The organism is Streptomyces niveiscabiei, from assembly GCF_033794345.1.
Classification (GTDB): Bacteria; Actinomycetota; Actinomycetes; order Streptomycetales; family Streptomycetaceae; genus Streptomyces; species Streptomyces niveiscabiei.
The window spans coordinates 419,696-437,265 of record NZ_JARAYJ010000002.1; the positions used below are offsets into that span (position 1 = coordinate 419,696).

Genomic DNA, 17,570 nt, shown 5'->3' on the forward strand with positions numbered 1-17,570 from the left:
TCCGGGTCCGTCAGAAGGCGAGCAGGAGGGCCGGGAGCAGGCCGGCGTCGTCCAGCCGGCCGAGGAACTCCTCCCAGTGCGGGGAACCGGCCACGCGCGCGGCCTCGTCCGGGTCGGCGAAGTCGAGGCGCTCACCGCTCAGTTCGTGCCAGATCCGGGCCAGCGACTCGCGGTCGGCGGCGTCGGTCAGCGCGACCCGGTGCGGGTCGCCGTCGGGGCCCGCCAGCAGGCCCGCCAGCATCGACTCCACGGCCCGCAGCAGCCTCGCCGCCGTGGCGCCGGTGAACAGGGAGGCGTCGTACTGGAGCGTCAGGCTCCCGTCCTCGGCGAACCGGAACGACAGGTCGAACTGGGCGGTCGCGGGCGGCACTTGGGCCAGCGAACCGACCAGTCCCGGCACCCGGTCCAGGTCGAGGGGGAAGTTGTCCACCGTCACCAGGACCTGCACCAGCGGCGAGGTGTCGGGCCGCCGCTCGGCGCCGGAGACCCGCACGATCTCCTGGAACGGCAGGTGCTGGTGCTCCAGCGCCTCCAGCGCGCTCGCGGTCACCCCCCGCAGCAACTCGCCCGTCGTCAGGCCCGGTTCGACCCGGTAGCGGAACGGCAGGGTGTTCGCGAAGAACCCGATCAGGTTCTCCGTGCGCGGCAGGTCGCGCCCGGCGACCGCCGCGCCCAGCACCAGATCCTCCTGCTGCGCGAACCGGGACATGACCGCCGCGACCGCCGTGTGGAACACCATGAACGGCGTACTGCCGTGCGCGGCGGCGAACTCCCGTATCCGCGCCGCCGTCTCCGCGTCCCAGGACGTCGTCAGGTGCCCGGCCTCCCGCGAGCGGCCCTCCGTGCGCTCCACGTCGGTCGTCAGCGCCAGTTCACCCGCGCAGCCGTTCAGGTAGGTCCGCCAGAACGCCACTTCACCCGCCGCGCGCGTCGCGAGGAAGTCCCGCTGCCACAGCGCGAAGTCGCCGTACTGGACCGGCAGTTCGGGCAGCTGAGGGGTGCGGCCCTCGGTCGTGGCGAGGTACGCCTCGGTGATCTCGCGGACCGCGACGTCCGTGGACCAGCCGTCGGAGACGGTGTGGTGGCTGCTCCAGCGCAGGATGTGCTCGGTCGGGGAGAAGCGGTACAGGCGGGCCACGACCAGGGGGCCGCGCGTCAGGTCGAAGCGCTGGGCCCGGGCCTCGCGCTCGACGTACGCCTCGCGGGACCCGGCGTCGTCGAGGCCGGTCACCTCCTCGACCTCCAGGCGGACGCGCGCCGCCGGGTCCGGGGCCTGGTGGGGGACGCCGTCGCGGGAGCCGAAGCGGACGGAGAGGATCTCGTGCCGCTCCGCCAGCAGGTCCACGGCCGCGCGCAGGGCGTCCACGTCGAGGGGGCCCGACAGGCGCAGCAGGGAGGTGTTGTCGTAGGCCCGGTCGTCGGGGTCGACCTGGTGCAGGAACCAGAGGCTCGCCTGGCCGGCGGTGAGGGGGAAGGTGAGGGTGCCCGCCGGGCGGGGCGGGATGCTCAGGGCCTCGGGCGCGGACGGCCGGTGCGCGGCCAGTCCGTCGAGGTGGGCGGCGAGCGCGCGCGGCGTCGGGTTCTCGAACAGCAGGCGCAGCGGCAGGTCCTGGCCCAGACGGTCCCGCAGCCGCGCCATGACCTGCGTCGCGTGCAGGGAGTGGCCGCCCGCCTCGAAGAAGTGGGTCGTGGGGGAGGGCCTGCGGCGCAGGACGCCCTCCCAGACCTCGACGACCGCCCGCTCGGTGGGCGTCGCCGGTTCGCCGGCCTCCTCGCCGCTCCCGGACACGGCCGTTAGGTCCCACGCGGCCAGCGCCTTCGTGTCCACCTTGCCGTGCGGGGTGCGCGGCAGGCCGTCGAGACGGACCAGGTGGTCGGGGACGGCGTACCGGGGGAGCACCTCGGCGAGCCGGTCGCGCAACGCCGACAGGCCGACGTCGACACGGCGGACCCGCGAGCCTCCGGCGTCTGCCTCCGCGCCCGCGTTCTCGGCCGCCTTGGGCACGAAGAAGCCGACGAGCTGCTTGCCGTCGCTCTCCGACTCCCGGACGACCACGGCACTCTCCTGCAACTCCCCGAGACCGTCGAACGCCCGCCGCACCTCGCCGAGTTCGATCCGGTGGCCCCGGATCTTCAGCTGGCTGTCGATGCGGCCGATGAACTCGAAGGTCCCGTCGGCGAGCCGGCGCCCCCAGTCGCCGGTGCGGTAGGCCACCGCCGAGGCGTCGAAGGGGTCGGGGACGAACGCCGCCGCCGTGCGCTCGGGGTCGTTCACATAGCCGCCGCCCACGCACAGCCCGCCCACGTACAGCTCGCCCGGCGTGCCCACCGGCACCGGCTCGCGGTCCGCGTCCAGGACGTACACCTTCGCGCCCCGGATCGGCCGCCCCACCGGCACCGACGCCGCCCGCTCGTCGGCCTCGCCGACCAGCTCGAAGTGGGTGCAGTCGTCGGACACCTCGGTCGCGCCCCACATGTTCAGCAGGCGTACGGCGGGCAGTTCGCGGCGGAAGGCGTTGGCGCAGCGCGGGGTGAGGGTCTCGCCGCTGGAGACGACCCAGCGCAGCGCGAACGGCGGGAACGACTCGACGCCGTGGTAGGCGAGTTCGGAGCTGAAGACGCTCAGCACGGACGGCGACACCTCCAGGACGGTGATGCCGTCCTCGGCGACCGCGCGCAGCAGGCGCGGCGGGTCCTGGCTGACCGGGTCCGGGTAGATGACGGTCGTCGCGCCGACCAGGAGAGGCGCCAGGAGCTGCCACACCGAGATGTCGAAGGTGGCCGCCGCGTCCTGCGACACCCGGTCGCCGGGGCCGATCCCGAGGTCGTCGAGCTTCGCCTCCATGTGGTTGAGCATGCCGTCGTGCCGCAGCAGGGCCCCCTTGGGCTCCCCGGTCGACCCCGACGTGAAGATCACGTACGCCGCGTCCCGGCCCCCGGGCACGGGACCGTCGTACGGCGCCGCCCCGTCGGAGTCGGCGAGGGCCCGCGCCAGGTCCAGCACCCGCACCTCCTCCGTGACGACGGGCCGGTAAGCGGCGTCGCACAGCACGGCCTTGGCGCCGCTGGTGCGCAGCACGGACGACACCCGGCGCACGGGCCCCTCCGGCAGCGGCAGATACACCGCGCCCACGCGCAACACCGCGAGGACGGCCGTCAGATGGTCGATGCCGCGCACGGCACCCAGCGCCACCACCTCGCCGGGCCGCACGCCCTGCCGATGGAGATGCCCGGCGAGCGAGCCCGCCCGCGCCGCCAGCTCCCGGTAGGTCAGCGCCTGTTCCCCGCACCGCACGGCGACGTCACCGGCGTACCGCTCCGCCGCCTGCGCGAACCGGGTCAGCGCCCCCGGCGCCGACAGCGCCGCCGGCTGCCCGGCGCCCGCCACGAGCCGCGTCCACTCCTCCTCGCCCAGCAGTTCACGCCGGGTGGGGACCGCGTGCGGGTGCGCGGCGACATGGGCCAGCGCGTTGCGGTACAGGACGCCGATCGCGCGCAACTGGTCCTCGGTGACCCGCTGGACGTTGGCCTCCAGGTCCAGCGAGAGGAGCTTCGTGAACGGGTCCTTGTTGAACTCCGTGCGCAGCGTGAAGTGGGTCTGGATGTACGCCTTCGCGTCCAGCACCTCGAAGCGGGTCGCCTCGGCGAGCCTCCCGTAGCTGTGGAAGTGCGTGTAGTTGAAGCTGATGTCCGTCAACTCCCGTGCCCCGGACAGGCGTTGGAGTTCCGCGTACGGGTAGCGGCGCACCGGCAGGAGTTCGTTCTCCTTGTCGAACGCGGCCCGGATCAACTCCCGCCAGGACAGGCCCCGGCCGGGCAGCAGGTAGGGCACCACGTTGAGGTGGACGCCCAGCACGTCGGCGCCGCCCTCGCCCTCGAAGCGGCCGTTGGACTCGACGCCGAGCAGCACCCGGTCGCGCGCGGTGAGGACGGACAGGACGCGCGCGTGCACGGCCAGCAGGACGTGCTTGAGGGAGACGCTGTGGTCGCGGGCCAGGTCGTCGAGCGCGTCCGACAGGTCCGGGTCGACCGGCACGGCGAGGAAACCCATCGTCCCCTCGTGCGTGTCCGAGGGACCGTCGGCCAGGCGCGGCAGCAACGTCGGCTCGGGATCGGCGAGTTCCTTCGCCCAGAAGTCCCCGACCGTGGTGTCGTCGAGCGCCTGCCGCTCCAGCGCGATGTAGTCGGCGTACCGGCGCGCGGTGCGCGGGGCGGGCGGCAGGTCCGGGTTCTCGCGCAGCGCCCAGTAGTCGGCGAGCACCTCCGTGATCAGCGACGACTCGCTCCAGCCGTCGAGCAGCGCGTCGTGGAAGCTCATCGCGAACAGGAACTCGCCCTCGTCCAGCAGATGCACGGCGAACCGGATCAGCGGCGGCTGCGACCAGTCGTACGGGACGAGCCGCTCGGCCCGCTGCCAGGCGTCCAGCCGGGCGTCCTGCTCCCGCGCCGGGAGATCCCGCAGGTCGGTCACGGTGAGGGGCGCGGCGGCCGTGCGGTGCACGAGCTGGAGGGGCTGCGAGTAGCCGGAGAAGTGGAACGAGGTCCGCAGGATGTCGTGCCGCTCCACGACCCGCGCCACCGCACGCCGCATCGCCTCACCGTCGTAGGCGGCGCCGCGCAGCCGGAACATGAAGATGTCGCAGTACATGTTCACGTCGGTCTCGTACGCGCTGTGGAACAGCAGCCCCGCCTGGAGCGTGCCCACCGGGTAGGCGTCCTCGACGTCCAGCGCGCGCACGGCCTCGCGGTCGGCCGGCTCCAGCAGGGCGAACGGCACGGTCGGCGGCTGCTGTTCGCTCTCCGTGGCCCGCTCGGCCACCGCCGCCAGCGCGCGGGGCGTCTGGAGGGCGTAGATGTCGCCGAGTTCCAGGGAGATCCCGCGCTTGAGGGCCTCCGCGCGGAGCTTCAGGGCGAGGATCGAATCGCCGCCGACGCTGAAGAAGGAGTCGTCGGGGCCGACACCGCTCACGCCGAGCACGTCGCCGTAGACGGCGGCGATGGACTCCGCGCCGGGCTCGGCGGTGGTCGCCTGCGCCGGGTCCGGGGCGGACTCGCGCAGCCGGTTGGCCGCGCTCGGTGCGGGCAGCCGGGCCCGGTCCACCTTGCCGTTGTGGTTGAGGGGGATCGCCTCGACCGGCACCACGAACGCCGGGATCATGTACGCCGGGAGGCGGCGGCGCAGCTGCGCGAAGAGGGCGTCGGGGGCGAGGTCCTCGCCGGGGACGACGTACGCGACGATGCGCGCCACGTCGTCCCGGCCCACCCGGTCGCGGGAACCGCCGCGCACGAGGTCGCGGACGTCGGTGATCCTGAGGGACAGCTCCTCTTCCTCGACTTCCTTCACGACGGGACCGGCGCCCGCCTTCGGCGCGGTCACCACCACCGTCGCCTGGCGCACACCCGGTACGTCGTTCAACACCGCCTGGATCTCGCCGAGTTCGATCCGGAAGCCACGGATCTTGACCTGGTCGTCCTTGCGGCCCTCGTACGCGTACTCCCCGTCCTCGGTGAGCCGGGCCAGGTCGCCGGATCGGTAGGCGCGCCCGACGCCGGGCAGCTCCACGAACCGCTCCCGGGTCAGGTCGGGGCGGCCGAGGTAGCCGAGGGCGACACCGGGGCCGGTGACCAGGATCTCGCCGGTCTCGCCGGCCGCGACCGGGTTCAGGTCGTCGTCGACCAGCGTGAAGTCCAGGTCGGGCAGCGGCCGGCCGATCAGTGAGCGGCCGTCCTTCAGATCCGTGGCGCGTACCCGGCGGTGGGAGGCGTGCACGGTCGTCTCCGTGATGCCGTACATGTTCACCAGGGCCGGGGTCTCGTCGCCGTACTTGTCCGTCCAGCGCTTGAGGTCCGAGAAGTGCAGGGCCTCGCCGCCGAACACGACGTGCCGCAGCGGGAGCCGGTCCTCGTGCCGGGCGTCCTCCGCGACGAGCTGGCGGAAGGCCGTCGGGGTCTGGTTGAGGACGGTGACCCGCTCGTCGGCGAGCAACCGCCGCAGCGCGCGCGGGTCCTGCGCGGCCTCCCGGGGGACGACGACCAGCGTGCCGCCGTACAGGAGCGGGCCCCACATCTCCCACACCGAGAAGTCGAAGGCGAACGAGTGGAACAGCGTCCAGACGTCGTCCGGGCCGAAGCCGTAGAGGGGTTCGGTGGTGGTGAACAGGCGCAGGACGTTGCCGTGCGAGACCTCGACGCCCTTGGGGCGGCCGGTCGTTCCGGACGTGAAGATGATGTACGCGCGGGTGCCGTGGGGCGCGGGGTCGCCGGTCACGGGCGCCGGCAGCGGGCCGTCCACGGGTACGGCGGTCACCTCGGCGGGCAGGCGGGCCGCCAGCTCCCGGGTCGTGACGACGACCGACGGGGCGGCGTCCTCGAGGATCAGCTCCAGGCGGGCGGCCGGAGTCGACGGGTCCAGCGGGACGTACGACGAGCCCGTCCACAGGGCCGCGAGGGCCGCGGCCACCATGTCGGCGGACCGCTCCAGCAGGATGCCGACCGGGTGCTCCGGGTCGGCGTCGTGGGCGGTGATCGCGGCGGCCAACGTCCGCGCCCGGACGTCGAGTTCGCGGTAGGTGAGCGTCTCGTCGCCGCAGCGTACGGCGGTGCGGTCGCCGTGCGCGCGGACGGCGGCGGCGAAGCCCTCGACGAGGCTGTCCACTCCGGCCAGAGGCGAGGTCGGCACAGTCTTCTCCTTCATGTCAGCCTCCGGTGGTTCCGGTACGGGTGAGGGGTGCGGTCAGCCCGGCCAGGGCCTCCTGGAACGCGTCACGCAGCCGGGCCGCGGTCGCGGCCGGGACCAGGTGCTCCTGGTGTTCGAGGCGGAACACCAGACGGTCGCCGTCCCGCGCGCCGTACAGGCTCACCGCGAACGCCGTGTCCCGGGGCGGGACGTCCACGGCGCGCACCTCGACGCCGTCCAGGTCCTGGCGGGCTCCCGACCAAGGGATCGCGAAACCGTCGCCGAGCAGGCCGTCCGCCGACTGCTGGAACGTCAACGTCGCCTGGAACAAGGGGTTCTGGCCGTGCCTCGGGGGCTCGATCTCCCGGACCAGCCGGGCGAACGGCACGGCCGCGCCCTGCTGGGCGGCGCGCACCTCCCGCGCGGTGCGGGCGCGGAGATCCTCCGGGCCGCCGCTGAAATCCCCCAGCAGCGGGACCATGTCGACCAGGCAGCCGACGGTCCCCGCGAAACGCCAGTCGTCCCGGTGGTGGTACGGCGTGCCGATGACGATGCGCTCCTCGCCGGTCACCTCGTGCAGAGCGCGCAGCCAGGCGGCGGCCAGCAGGACGAAGGGGGTATGGCCGTGGGCCCTGGCGTCCTCGTAGACCCCGGCCGCGTCCGCCGCGAAGTCGAGGAGAGAGGCGGGGGCACGGCGCCGGGGCGCGGCGGAGGCCACCGGGAAGAGCAGGTGATCGCGCAGGGGGCGCCACTTCTCGACGGCCTCGGCGAGCCGGGCCTCGGAGACGGGGGCGCGGTGGCGGAGCCACTCCGCCGCGGTGGGGGGTTCGGCGGGGGTCGGGAGGTCGATGCCCAGGAGGTCGGAGAGGAGGTCGGCCAGGACGATGCGCAGGGACCAGTAGTCGACGACCGTGTGGTGCGCGGTGAGGAGGAGGGTGGTGGCGTCGGGCGAGGTGATGGCCGCCGCGCGGACCAGGGGGCCCCGGGTGAGGTCGAAGCGGCGGTGGGCGATGCCGTCGAGGCGGGCGCCGTCGTGGGAAGCGCCGTCCGGGAAGGTGCCGTCGGCCTCCTCGTGCGTGAAGTCCAGCGGCAGGGCGCCCGGTTCGTGCACGATCTGGGTCGCGCTGCCCGGCTCGCCCAGCGTCGTCCGCAGCGCCGCGTGCCGGGCGATCACGGCCGCGAGCGCGGCGCGGATACGGGCCGGGTCGAGGCGGCGGCCGATGCGCAGGGCGACGGGGAGGTTGTGCGCGGTGTCCTCGGGGAGCAGCTCGTGACGGAACTGGAACTGGACCTGCCCCTCGGTGGCGGGGTGGACGCCGAGGCCGGCTGCGGGGGTGCCTTCGCCGGAGGGGCCGGCGTCCGGTTCCGGCGCACTGGCGAGCGCCTCGGCGATGTCGTCCAGCGAGCGGTCGCCGTAGAACAACTCCGTGTCCAGGCGCCGCCCGGACTGCCGCTCGATGCCCCCGCGCAGGGCGACCAGCTTCAGCGAGTCAAGACCCAGGGCCGCCAGCGGCAGCGCGAAGTCCTCGGCGCCGGGCTCGGCGCCCGCGTGGGCGGCGACGAGGCGGGCCAGCAGGGCGCGGAGGGGCTCGGGGCCGGTGCCCGGGGCCGGAGCTGAGGTGGACTCCGCACGGAACGTGCCGAGCAGCCTCAACCCGCCCTCCAGGAACCGCTTCCGCGTCTCGGCCCGCCGGATCTTCCCGCTGGACGTCTTGGGGATCGACCCGGGGTACACGAGCACCACGTCGGCCAGGTCGAGACCGCACTCGGCCCCCACCCGGCGCCGTACCGCCGCGCCCAGCGCCGCCACCGCCCCGGCGTCCGACCGCAGCCGTGCCACCGCGTCCCGCGCGGCCTCCGCGACGAGGACCACGCGTGGCTCGGCCAGTTCCGGCTGGAACGCGGCGGCGCAGCCCCGGCGCAGGTCGTCGGAGGCGGCGGACGCGAGGTTCTCCACGTCGTACGGGTAGAAGTTGCGCCCGGCGACGATGATCAGGTCCTTGCCGCGGCCGACCGGATAGAGCTGACCGTCGCGCAGCGCGCCCAGGTCACCGGTCCGCAGGAAGGTTCCGTCCCGGCCCTCGACGCGTGCGCGGAAGGTCTCCTCGGACGCCTCGGGGCGTTCCCAGTAGCCGCCCGCGACGCCCGGCCCGCGTACGCAGATCTCGCCGATCTCCCCGTCCGGCAGGGCGCGCCCGTCCGTCGAGCGGATCACGATCTGCGTGTCGACGGCGGCCCGCCCGCAGGAGACGACGTCCAGACGGTCGGAGTCGTCCGGGGCCGCCTCCTCCAGCCGGCCGCCCTCCACGGCGCGCCGGTCCAGCGACAGCGCCTCGTACCCGGCCATGGGCTCCGCGCCGGACACGAACAGCGTGGCCTCCGCCAGCCCGTAGCACGGGTACAGGGCGCCCCGGTCGAAGCCGTGCCGGCCGTACAGGCCGGCGAAAGCCTCCAGGGTCGCCGGGATGATCGGCTCGGCCCCGTTGAAGGCGATGCGCCAGGAGGAGAGGTCGAGGCCCGCCAGGCGCTCGGCGTCGTAGCGGTCCGCGAGCAGCTGGTAGGCGAAGTTGGGCCCGCCGGAGCAGGTCGCCCCGTACCGGGAGATCGCCTCGGGCCAGCTCAGCGGGTCGTGGATGAACGCGAACGTGTCGAGCAGGACCGCGCGCACGCCCAGGTACAGCGGCAGCAGCGCCGTACCGATGAGCCCCATGTCGTGGTAGAGCGGCAGCCAGCTGAGGATGACGTCGTCCGGGCGGACCCCGAACCCGGCCGCGATGGCCCGGTCGTTCTCGGCGAGGTTGCCGTGCCCGACCATGACGCCCTTGGGGGTGCCGGTCGAGCCGGAGGTGTACTGGAGGAAGGCGAGGTCGGCGGCGCGCGGCAGTGGGAGCGACGCGGAGTGCCCGGCCGCCCTGATCTCCTCGACGCTGTGCAGGCGCAGCCCGTCGGCGGCGGTCCTGAGGTGGTCGAGGAGCAGGTCGACGGTGAGCGCGTGGGTGGGGCGGCAGTCCCGGACGACCGCCTCGATCCGGTCGAGCTTCGCGCCGGGGCGCGGCGGGTACAGCGGCACGGCGACCGTTCCGGCGTACAGGCAGCCGAGGAACGCGGTCAGGTAGTCGAGGCCGGGGGGCAGCAGGAGCAGGACGCGGTCACCGGGGCGCGCGGTCGTCCGCAGGAACGCGGCGACCGACAGCGCGGAGCGCTCCAGCTCCCGGTAGGAGACCTCGGCGTCGCCGTGGGGGGAGGCGAAGACGTACGCGGTGTCGTCGGGGCGTACGGCGGCCCAGTGGGAGAGAGCGGCGGGGAGGGTGGAGAAGTGTGTGGGGGACTGTTCAGCCACGGTGACCGGCACCCGCTTCCACCGGAACGCCGGCCAGGACGCGGGTGACGACCTCGATCGCCTCGTCGATGTCCTGCTCGCTCACCCCGCGATGTGTGACGGCCCGCAGCCGTCCGTGTCCCAGTTCCGCGATGGCCAGCCCGTGTCCGGCCGCCGCCCGCGCGAACGTCTGCCAGGTGAACCGGGGATCGGTGACCCGGAACATGACGATGTTGGTGCGCGTCGTGGCGGGCAGGACGTCGATGCCCTCGATCCCGGCGAGCCCCGCGGCGAGCCGCTCCGCGTTGCGGTGGTCCTCGGCCAGCCGCCCGGCGTCCTCGATGGCGAGGATGCCGGCCGCCGCGATCACCCCGGTCTGCCGCATCCCGCCGCCGAGCAGCTTCCTGATCCGCCGCACCCGCCCGACGAAGTCCGCCGTACCGGCGGCCATCGAACCGATGGGCGCGGACAGCCCCTTGGAGAGGCAGAACTGGACGGAGTCGGCGTACCGGGCGATGTCCGCGACGGGTACGCCCGCGCCGACGGCCGCGTTGAACAGGCGCGCGCCGTCCATGTGCACCGGCACACCGCGCTCGTCGGCGAAGCCGCGTACCTCGGCGAGGTAGCCGAGGGGCAGGACGCTGCCGCCGGAGCGGTTGTGGGTGTTCTCCAGGCAGATCAGCGCGGGCAGCGCGAACTGCGGGTCGTCGGGGTCGTCGGGGAACCCCTTCGCGAGGTCGGTGAGCAGCAGGCGGCCGTCCGGCTGGGTGGGGACGGGCTCGTAGACGATGCCGCCGGCCACGGAGGCGCCGCCGGCCTCGTAGATGTAGATGTCGCTCTCGTCGCCGACCAGCACCTTCGTGCCGCGCGGGGCGTGCGCCATGATCGAGGCGAGGTTGGCCATGGTGCCGCTCGGCAGGAAGCAGGCCGCCTCCTTGCCGAGGGTGGCGGCGGCGAGTTCCTCCAGGCGGTTGGTGGTGGGGTCCTCGCCGTAGACGTCGTCCCCGAGGGGTGCCTCGCCCATCGCCCGGAGCATCTCCGGGGTCGGCAGGGTGAATGTGTCGCTGCGCAGCTCGATCACTGTGCGTGCCCCTCTGTCGCTTCGTCGTCCGCCAGGACGACGGCCGTGCGGCCGACTGCCTCGGCCAGGATCTTGGTGACCTGTTCATGGGTGTCGCCGTGGGCGATGACGTGGCCCAGGCGGTCGTAGGCGTTGCGGGGCGGGCGGACCTCGGCGCCGGGCCGTGCGGTGACGGTCACCCGGTCGACGCCGTCGGTCTCGCGCGCCCGGCCGGTGCCGGCCAGCTCGGCGAGCGTCCCGGCCCGGTCGGCCAGCAGGAAGTGGATGCCCGCGTGCCGGACCGGCTCGCGCAGCGGCTCAGGCGGCAGGCCGGCCGCCACCCGTATCTGCTGGTCGAGGAGTTGGACGCCGGTGGCGAGCTGGATCAGCTCGGGGATCATGCCCCCGGCGAGCCGCGGGTTGATCTCGATGACCACCGGCCCGTCGTCGGTGACCCGCACCTCGGTGTGGGTGGCGCCGAGGGTGATCCCGGCCGCCGTCACGGCCCGGCGCACGGCGTCCTCGACGGCGGCGGCGCGGGCGGCGGGGAGCGGGGCGGGGAACACGTGCCGGTACTCCACGAAGTGCGGCAGCCCGGTGACGCTCTTCTCGGTGATCCCGACGCAGCGGGTCTCCCCGTCCCAGGTGAACATCTCCACGCTGTACTCGGGCGCGTCGACGTACTCCTCGATCAGGACGGTCCCGGCCGTCGGCATGTCCCGCATGTTGAAGCGGATGCCGAGGATCGTGCGGGCCTGCGCGAGGACCTCCTCCTCGCTGTGGCACAGCAGCACGTTGTTGGACCCGGAGTCGTCGGCGGGCTTGACGACGCACGGCAGCCCCACCGACGCCAGCGCGGCGGGCACCTCGGCGACGTCGCGGACGGCGACGGACCCCGGCTGCGGCACGCCGTGTTCGCGCAGCCGCTCCCGCAGCAGCGCCTTGTCCCGGCACACGGCGACCGCGTCCGCCCGGTTCCCGGGCATCCCCAGCCAGGTCGTCAGCTCGGCGACGGCGGGCACGTAGAAGTCGCTGGTGGTCGTCACCCCGGCCAGCTCGTCGCGCCGGAACGCGTCCTGGATCGTGCGGCGCAGCTCCGCCTGTGAGTTGGTGTCGCAGACGATCACCCGGCACCCCGCCTCCTCCAGGCCCGCGTACCGGGCCGGGGAGCTGGTCAGCAGCACCGGTTCGAAGCCCAGCCGCCGGGCGACGGACAGCGCCAGCATGCCCGTGCCGGTGGTGTTGGACTCCACGAACAGCAGGTGCCCGCCCGGCGGTTCGGGGTGCTCCCGCAGCGCGGCGACCGACCAGGCGCGCACGACACGGTCGAGCGGCACGGCGTCCGGGGCCTCGCGCGCCTCCAGCGAGGCCAGCTCCTCGCGGGCCCAGAACGCGTCGTCGTAGACGGTGTCGACGTACCGGTCGCCCCGGTCGGGCAGGATGCCCACGATCCGGGTGCCCGGCGCGGCCTGCGACGCCACGTGCATGAGGACCCGGTACACCGAGCCGGAGGTGTTGCCGGCGAAGACCTGCTGCTCGCGGGCGAGGGCGCGGGCCGACTCGAACGCCTCCCGGTCGTTGAGCCAGTGCACCTCGTCGACGACCCTGCGGTCCAGGTTCTTCGGCAGGAGGCTGTTGCCGAGCCCGCTCTGGAGGCGGCCCGGCACGTCCGGCTGTCCGAACAGGACGCTGCCGACGGAGTCGACGCCCACCACCCGCAGCTCCGGGCAGGTACGCCGCAGCGCACGGGCCGTCCCGCACAGCGAACCGCCGCTGCCGACCGAGCCGACCAGCACGTCCACCGTGCCGAGGTCCTCCTCGATCTCCTCGGCGAGCAGCCGGTAGGCGCCGGGGTTGTCGGGGTTGCTGTACTGCTGGGGCCAGAACGCGCCGGGCAGGCCGGCCATCAGCCGCTCCAGCTCCTCCAGCCGGGCGCTCTGCCAGCCGTGGCTGGTCATGGCCCGCACGACGTGCACCTCGCAGCCGAGCGCCCGCAGCTTCGCCAGCGTGATGGCGTCGATCCGGGGGTCGGTGACGATGTGCACCGGGTGCCCCAGCGCCGTCCCCACCAGCGCCACGCCGAGCGCCATCGTGCCGGATGAGCTCTCCACGATCGGCGCGCCCTCGCGCAGCACCCCGGTCCTGCGGGCCTCCAGGAGCATGCTCCTGGCGACCCGGTCCTTCATCGCGAACAGGTTCTGGAGCTCCAGCTTCGCGTAGACCTCGACTCCGGGCGCCGCGCCGCGCAGGCGCACCAGAGGAGTACGGCCGACGGCGTCGACCATGCTGTCGAACTTCACAGGAAAAATCCCCCGAGCAATATCGCGTTCGGTATGTCCGGCCGGTTCGTTCGCCTTTATGCGCCGGCGGTGCGGTAACTGTCCGGTCCCATCGACCGGTAGAGCGAGACGGAGCCGGGAAGCGCCTCGCAGGACTTTCTGGCATGGGCCAGCCGGTCCGCGTGATCCGGGACGTCGTCGCGCAGCAGAATGCCGAGATTCGTCCCGCTGTGGGCCAGCACGAGACCGAGCCCTTCGACCTCGTGGCAAATGCGCAGGAGGTCGTCGAAACAGTCCCGGGCGGCGAGCTTCGTGTTCTTCAGGGCACTGCGGGTGGAAACCCGGCCGACCGTTTCCAGGTCGCCGTGGCGCAGGGCCTCGCGCAATTCGTCCAGAAGCGCGCTGTATTCCCTGCGGTCGGCCGCGTCGAAAGGCTTGGGGGAGCGGTTGAAGAGGACCGTGTCGACCGTTCCGCCGATGTCGTGCGCGACGATCGTCAGCGGCGGCAGGAAACCGAGCCGCTCCTTCAGCCGGACCTGCCGGTGGTAGAAGGCCACGACGCCCTGGTACATGACGCCGTCCGAGGGCTCGACGTCCCGCAGCAGCGCCTCGATCTCGCTCTCCGTGAACCGGACGCCGAGCGCGTCCCCCACCGCGTGCGCGGTCGCCACCAGGTCGGCGGACGAGCTGGCCAGCCCCTTGCCCTCCGGGATCGAGCTGATCAGCGTCAGCAGTCCGCCGCCCTCGACGCCGTGGTCGCGCAGGACGCGCTGGGCGAGCCGGCGCGCCTTGTGCTTGTGCGCGGGCCTGACCGTGACCTCCCGCGCGCCGCCGACCAGCTGGAAGTCGGCGCGGGAGGTGAGGGAGACGGGGAAGGTGACGAGGAAGTCGAGGCCGTTCTCGTCGAGGACCCCTTGGAGCAGCTCGCCGAACGTGCCGTGGGCGTGGCCCGTGCCGGTGGCGGTCGCGTACTCCAGGGTCGTCTCGTCGGCGGTCACCGGGCGCCGCCCTGCGCGTCATCGATGCCCAGCAGGCCATCGGTGCGGGCCAGCGCCGCGTCGACCGTGCCGGCGCACGCGGCCCACTCCCCGTCCAGCTCGTCGAGCCGCCCCGCCTGCTCGGCCAGGAGCGCGCGCACGGCGTCCGGGTGCGCGGACCCCGGCGAGCTCTTGCGCAGCAGCCCCCGGCGGACGTCGAAGGACTCGGCGACCAGGTGCTCGGGCCGGCTCAGCTCGAAGCCGTTGCGCACGGCGACGGCCCGCAGCAGCTCGGGGTCGGCCTGCGCGGGAGGCAGGCCCCGCTCGACGCAGGCCGTGATGAACTGGCCCGCGACGACCTGCGCCCGGCGCCACGGCACGCCCTCGTCGAGGGTGAGCAGGTTGGCCAGCGAGAAGCCGCCCAGGTACTCCCGCTCGCACAGGGCCAGCGCCCGCTCCTCGCGGAACCGCAGGTGGTCCAGGACCGTGGTGAACAGTCCGAGGGTGGAGCACAGCGTGTCGAACGCGCCCAGGACGTGCGCGCCGGCCTCCTTCGACACCTCGACGCTGTTCGAGTACGCGGTGTTGCGCTGCCCGAGCACGGTGTCCAGGTGCAGCGACACCAGGTGGGCCGTCCTGCCCCGGATGCGCTCCAGCACCGGGTAGTTCTTCTTCTGCGGCATCGCCGAGGAGATCCCGGACAGCTCGTCGGGCAGCTCGATCAGGCCGTACTCGGAGCTGCCCCAGGCCATCAGGTCGGTGCAGAACCGGCCCAGCCAGGTGGCGGCCAGCGACAGTTCGGCGGTGACCTCGACGACCCAGTCCCGCGACGCGACCGACGCCAGGGCATGCGGGTTCGCCGCGCGGAAGCCGAGCAGCCGCGCCATCTCCGCGCGGTCCCAGGGGATCTCCTGGCCCGCCATCGCCCCGGCGCCCAGCGGGCACAGGTCGATCCCCCGGTACGTCGTGAGGAATCGTTCCAGCGCGTGGATCACCCGGTCCGTCACGGCTGCCAGATAGAACCCCGGCGTGATGATCTGGGCGGACTGGAGGTGCGTGTACCCGGGCATCGGGGTGTCGGTGTGGGCCGCCGCGAGCCGGTGCGCCGCCCGGCCGAACGCGGTGAGCGCCCCGGCGGCCCGCAGCACCTGACTCCGGCCGAACAGGAGCTGGGCGCAGGCCTGGAGGTCGTTGCGGCTGCGGTCGACGTGCCAGCGGGGCACGGCCGGGTCGAGGCGCTGCTCGACGTGGCGCTCGACGGCGAAGGCGATGTCCGAGTAATTCGCCTCGGGGTCCGCCCGGAGCCCTTCCGCGGTGATTCCGTCCAGGAGGGAACCGATACGCCGGGCGTCGTCCTTTTCGATCAGATTCATCCGGCTGTATTCGAGGGCCAGCACTTTCTCGATGGCCACGTACCAGGGCAGCAGATGTGCTGCCTCGTACCGGAACTGCGGTTCGAGGATTTCCCGGTGGAGCAAATCGCTGGGTGCTGCTGATATCCGGCCGCTGAGACGGTTGTCAGGCATGCGGCGGTCGTTCATGGAACCCCCGTAAACGCATATCGGTACGCGGTGCGACACCGAGGTTGTTCGCAGAGTGACCGTGGGTCAAGTGTGACGGATTTCACCCGGGGTGAGGGATTGGGTAGCGGAATCCAGCATTCCCGCTGTTCGGGGTCGGTTCCGGAGAGCGGCACGGCCCCGAAGAGCGGTCGTTCTTGACGCGAACTTTTCGCAACAACCTGACGGACTCGACAGCAAGTTATGCGCAGCGGCTCGTCGAGCGCTCATCATGGCTCACGATTCGTTCACGTGATCTTCATCGCGGCTTCCCATTCCGCGTCCGGAATCCGCGACCGCAGATACCCGAACGACTCCGCCGCCAGCCGCCGCGCCCGCTTCAGATCCACGCCGACCAGCTCGCCCCGGTGCTTGAGCACCCGCCCGTCCACCAGGACCGTGTCCACATCCCCCCGGCCTGCCTGGAACACCAGGTGCCCCGCCGGGTTGTGCACCGGTGTCATCGCGACCGTGTCGGTGCGCAGCAGCACCAGGTCGGCGCGCTTGCCCACGGTGACCGAGCCGATCAGCGAGTCGAGGCCGAGCGCCCGCGCGCCGCCCAGCGTCGCGTACTCCAGCACGTCCGAGGCGCGCAGCGCGTTGTCCGCGACCGTCCTGCCCGCCTCGTGCGCCCGCAGATGCGCCAGCGCCCGGTCCGCGCTGAGCGTCGAGCGCATCGCCGAGAACATGTCGCCGCTCCACCACGCGACCGTGTCCATCGACAGCGACACCGGGATGCCGAACTCCCGCGCCTTCCCGGTGGGCGGGTAGCCCTGCCCCGCGCTCGACTCGCTCTCCGCCGCCACCGACAGGTACGCGCCGCTCGCGGCGATCCTCCGGTACGCGTCGTCGCCCAGCGAACCTGCGTGGACCAGGGTGTACGACGGCGACAGCGCGCCGAACTCGGCCAGGAACCGGATCTGTTCGTCGCCGGAGAAGCCGAACACGCCCGCGTGCGTGGTCACCGGGAGGTTCCGCTCCCGCGCGAAGCGCAGCGCCCGCCTCGCGTCCTCGGTGTCGGACACGTCCAACGCGAGCTGGAGGGTGACCAGTTGGTCCGGGCTCCCGGTGAAGCGGTCGCGGATCAGCCGGTCCACGCGGCCGTCCGTCACCCAGTTCAGGTCGGGCGCGAAGGAGTTGCCGTACGCGTACCTGGCCCGGCCCGGGACCGAGAACAGCGCGTCCACGGCCGCCTCCGCGTGCTCCGGGGTGCGGGAGTTGTGCGACCAGTCGGTGACCGTGGTGACGCCGTCGTTCACGGCCTCGACCATGCCGAGGTGGTTCGCCGCGTAGACGTCCTCCGGGCGGAAGAGGGGGCCCCACTTCGTGACCATCCACGCGAAGTAGTCGCCCAGCGTCCAGTCCGCGCCCACGCCCCGCAGCGTGGTCTGCCACATGTGGCGGTGCGTGTCGACGAAGCCGGGAATGAGGAGGCCGCCGTTCGCGTCGATCACCGTGGCGGGGGCGGAGAGGTTCTTGCCGATCGCGGCGATGCGGTTGCCCTCTATGAGGACGTCCGTGTCCGCGAGGGTGCCCCGGTCCATCGTGACGACGGTGGCGCGGCGGATGATGAGGGGGCGGCCGGGGCGTAAGTCGAGGGTGGCGGCCTGGGCCTGAGGCGCGGAGGCGAGGGAGGTCACGCCCAGGGCGGCGGCTCCTGCGAGGGCCTCGCGGCGGGTGGTCCCTGTCCGACTGGTCAT

General features: G+C 73.1%; 7 protein-coding genes. All 7 read right to left on the reverse strand.

Annotation, left to right across the window (positions count from 1 at the left end; translation table 11 throughout):
• Positions 1–10 precede the first annotated feature (10 nt).
• Positions 11–6,694 carry a non-ribosomal peptide synthetase gene (locus PV682_RS04045; RefSeq protein ID WP_319724045.1) on the reverse strand — a complete coding sequence of 2,228 codons (6,684 nt, stop codon included), beginning with the start codon at positions 6,692–6,694 and terminating at the stop codon, positions 11–13.
• Position 6,695: 1 nt separating this feature from the next.
• Positions 6,696–10,016: a fatty acyl-AMP ligase gene (locus PV682_RS04050; protein WP_319724046.1), complete on the reverse strand. Its 3,321-nt coding sequence runs from the start codon at positions 10,014–10,016 to the stop codon at positions 6,696–6,698.
• The gene (locus PV682_RS04055) at positions 10,009–11,076 is read right to left on the reverse strand and encodes a GntG family PLP-dependent aldolase (protein ID WP_319724048.1); all 1,068 of its coding nucleotides are present in this window, start codon (positions 11,074–11,076) and stop codon (positions 10,009–10,011) included. Before PV682_RS04055 ends, PV682_RS04050 begins: the two co-directional genes overlap by 8 nt.
• Positions 11,073–13,355, reverse strand: a complete 2,283-nt coding sequence (locus PV682_RS04060; RefSeq protein ID WP_319724050.1) for a pyridoxal-phosphate dependent enzyme — start codon at positions 13,353–13,355, stop codon at positions 11,073–11,075. Before PV682_RS04060 ends, PV682_RS04055 begins: the two co-directional genes overlap by 4 nt.
• A 56-nt stretch (positions 13,356–13,411) precedes the next feature.
• Positions 13,412–14,332, reverse strand: a complete 921-nt coding sequence (locus PV682_RS04065) for a GHMP family kinase ATP-binding protein (RefSeq protein ID WP_109361778.1) — start codon at positions 14,330–14,332, stop codon at positions 13,412–13,414.
• Entirely contained in the window at positions 14,329–15,837 is a 1,509-nt protein-coding gene (locus PV682_RS04070) for an argininosuccinate lyase (RefSeq protein ID WP_319724054.1), read from the reverse strand. Before PV682_RS04070 ends, PV682_RS04065 begins: the two co-directional genes overlap by 4 nt.
• Before the next feature lie 281 nt (positions 15,838–16,118).
• The gene (locus PV682_RS04075; protein WP_319724056.1) at positions 16,119–17,570 is read right to left on the reverse strand and encodes an amidohydrolase family protein; all 1,452 of its coding nucleotides are present in this window, start codon (positions 17,568–17,570) and stop codon (positions 16,119–16,121) included.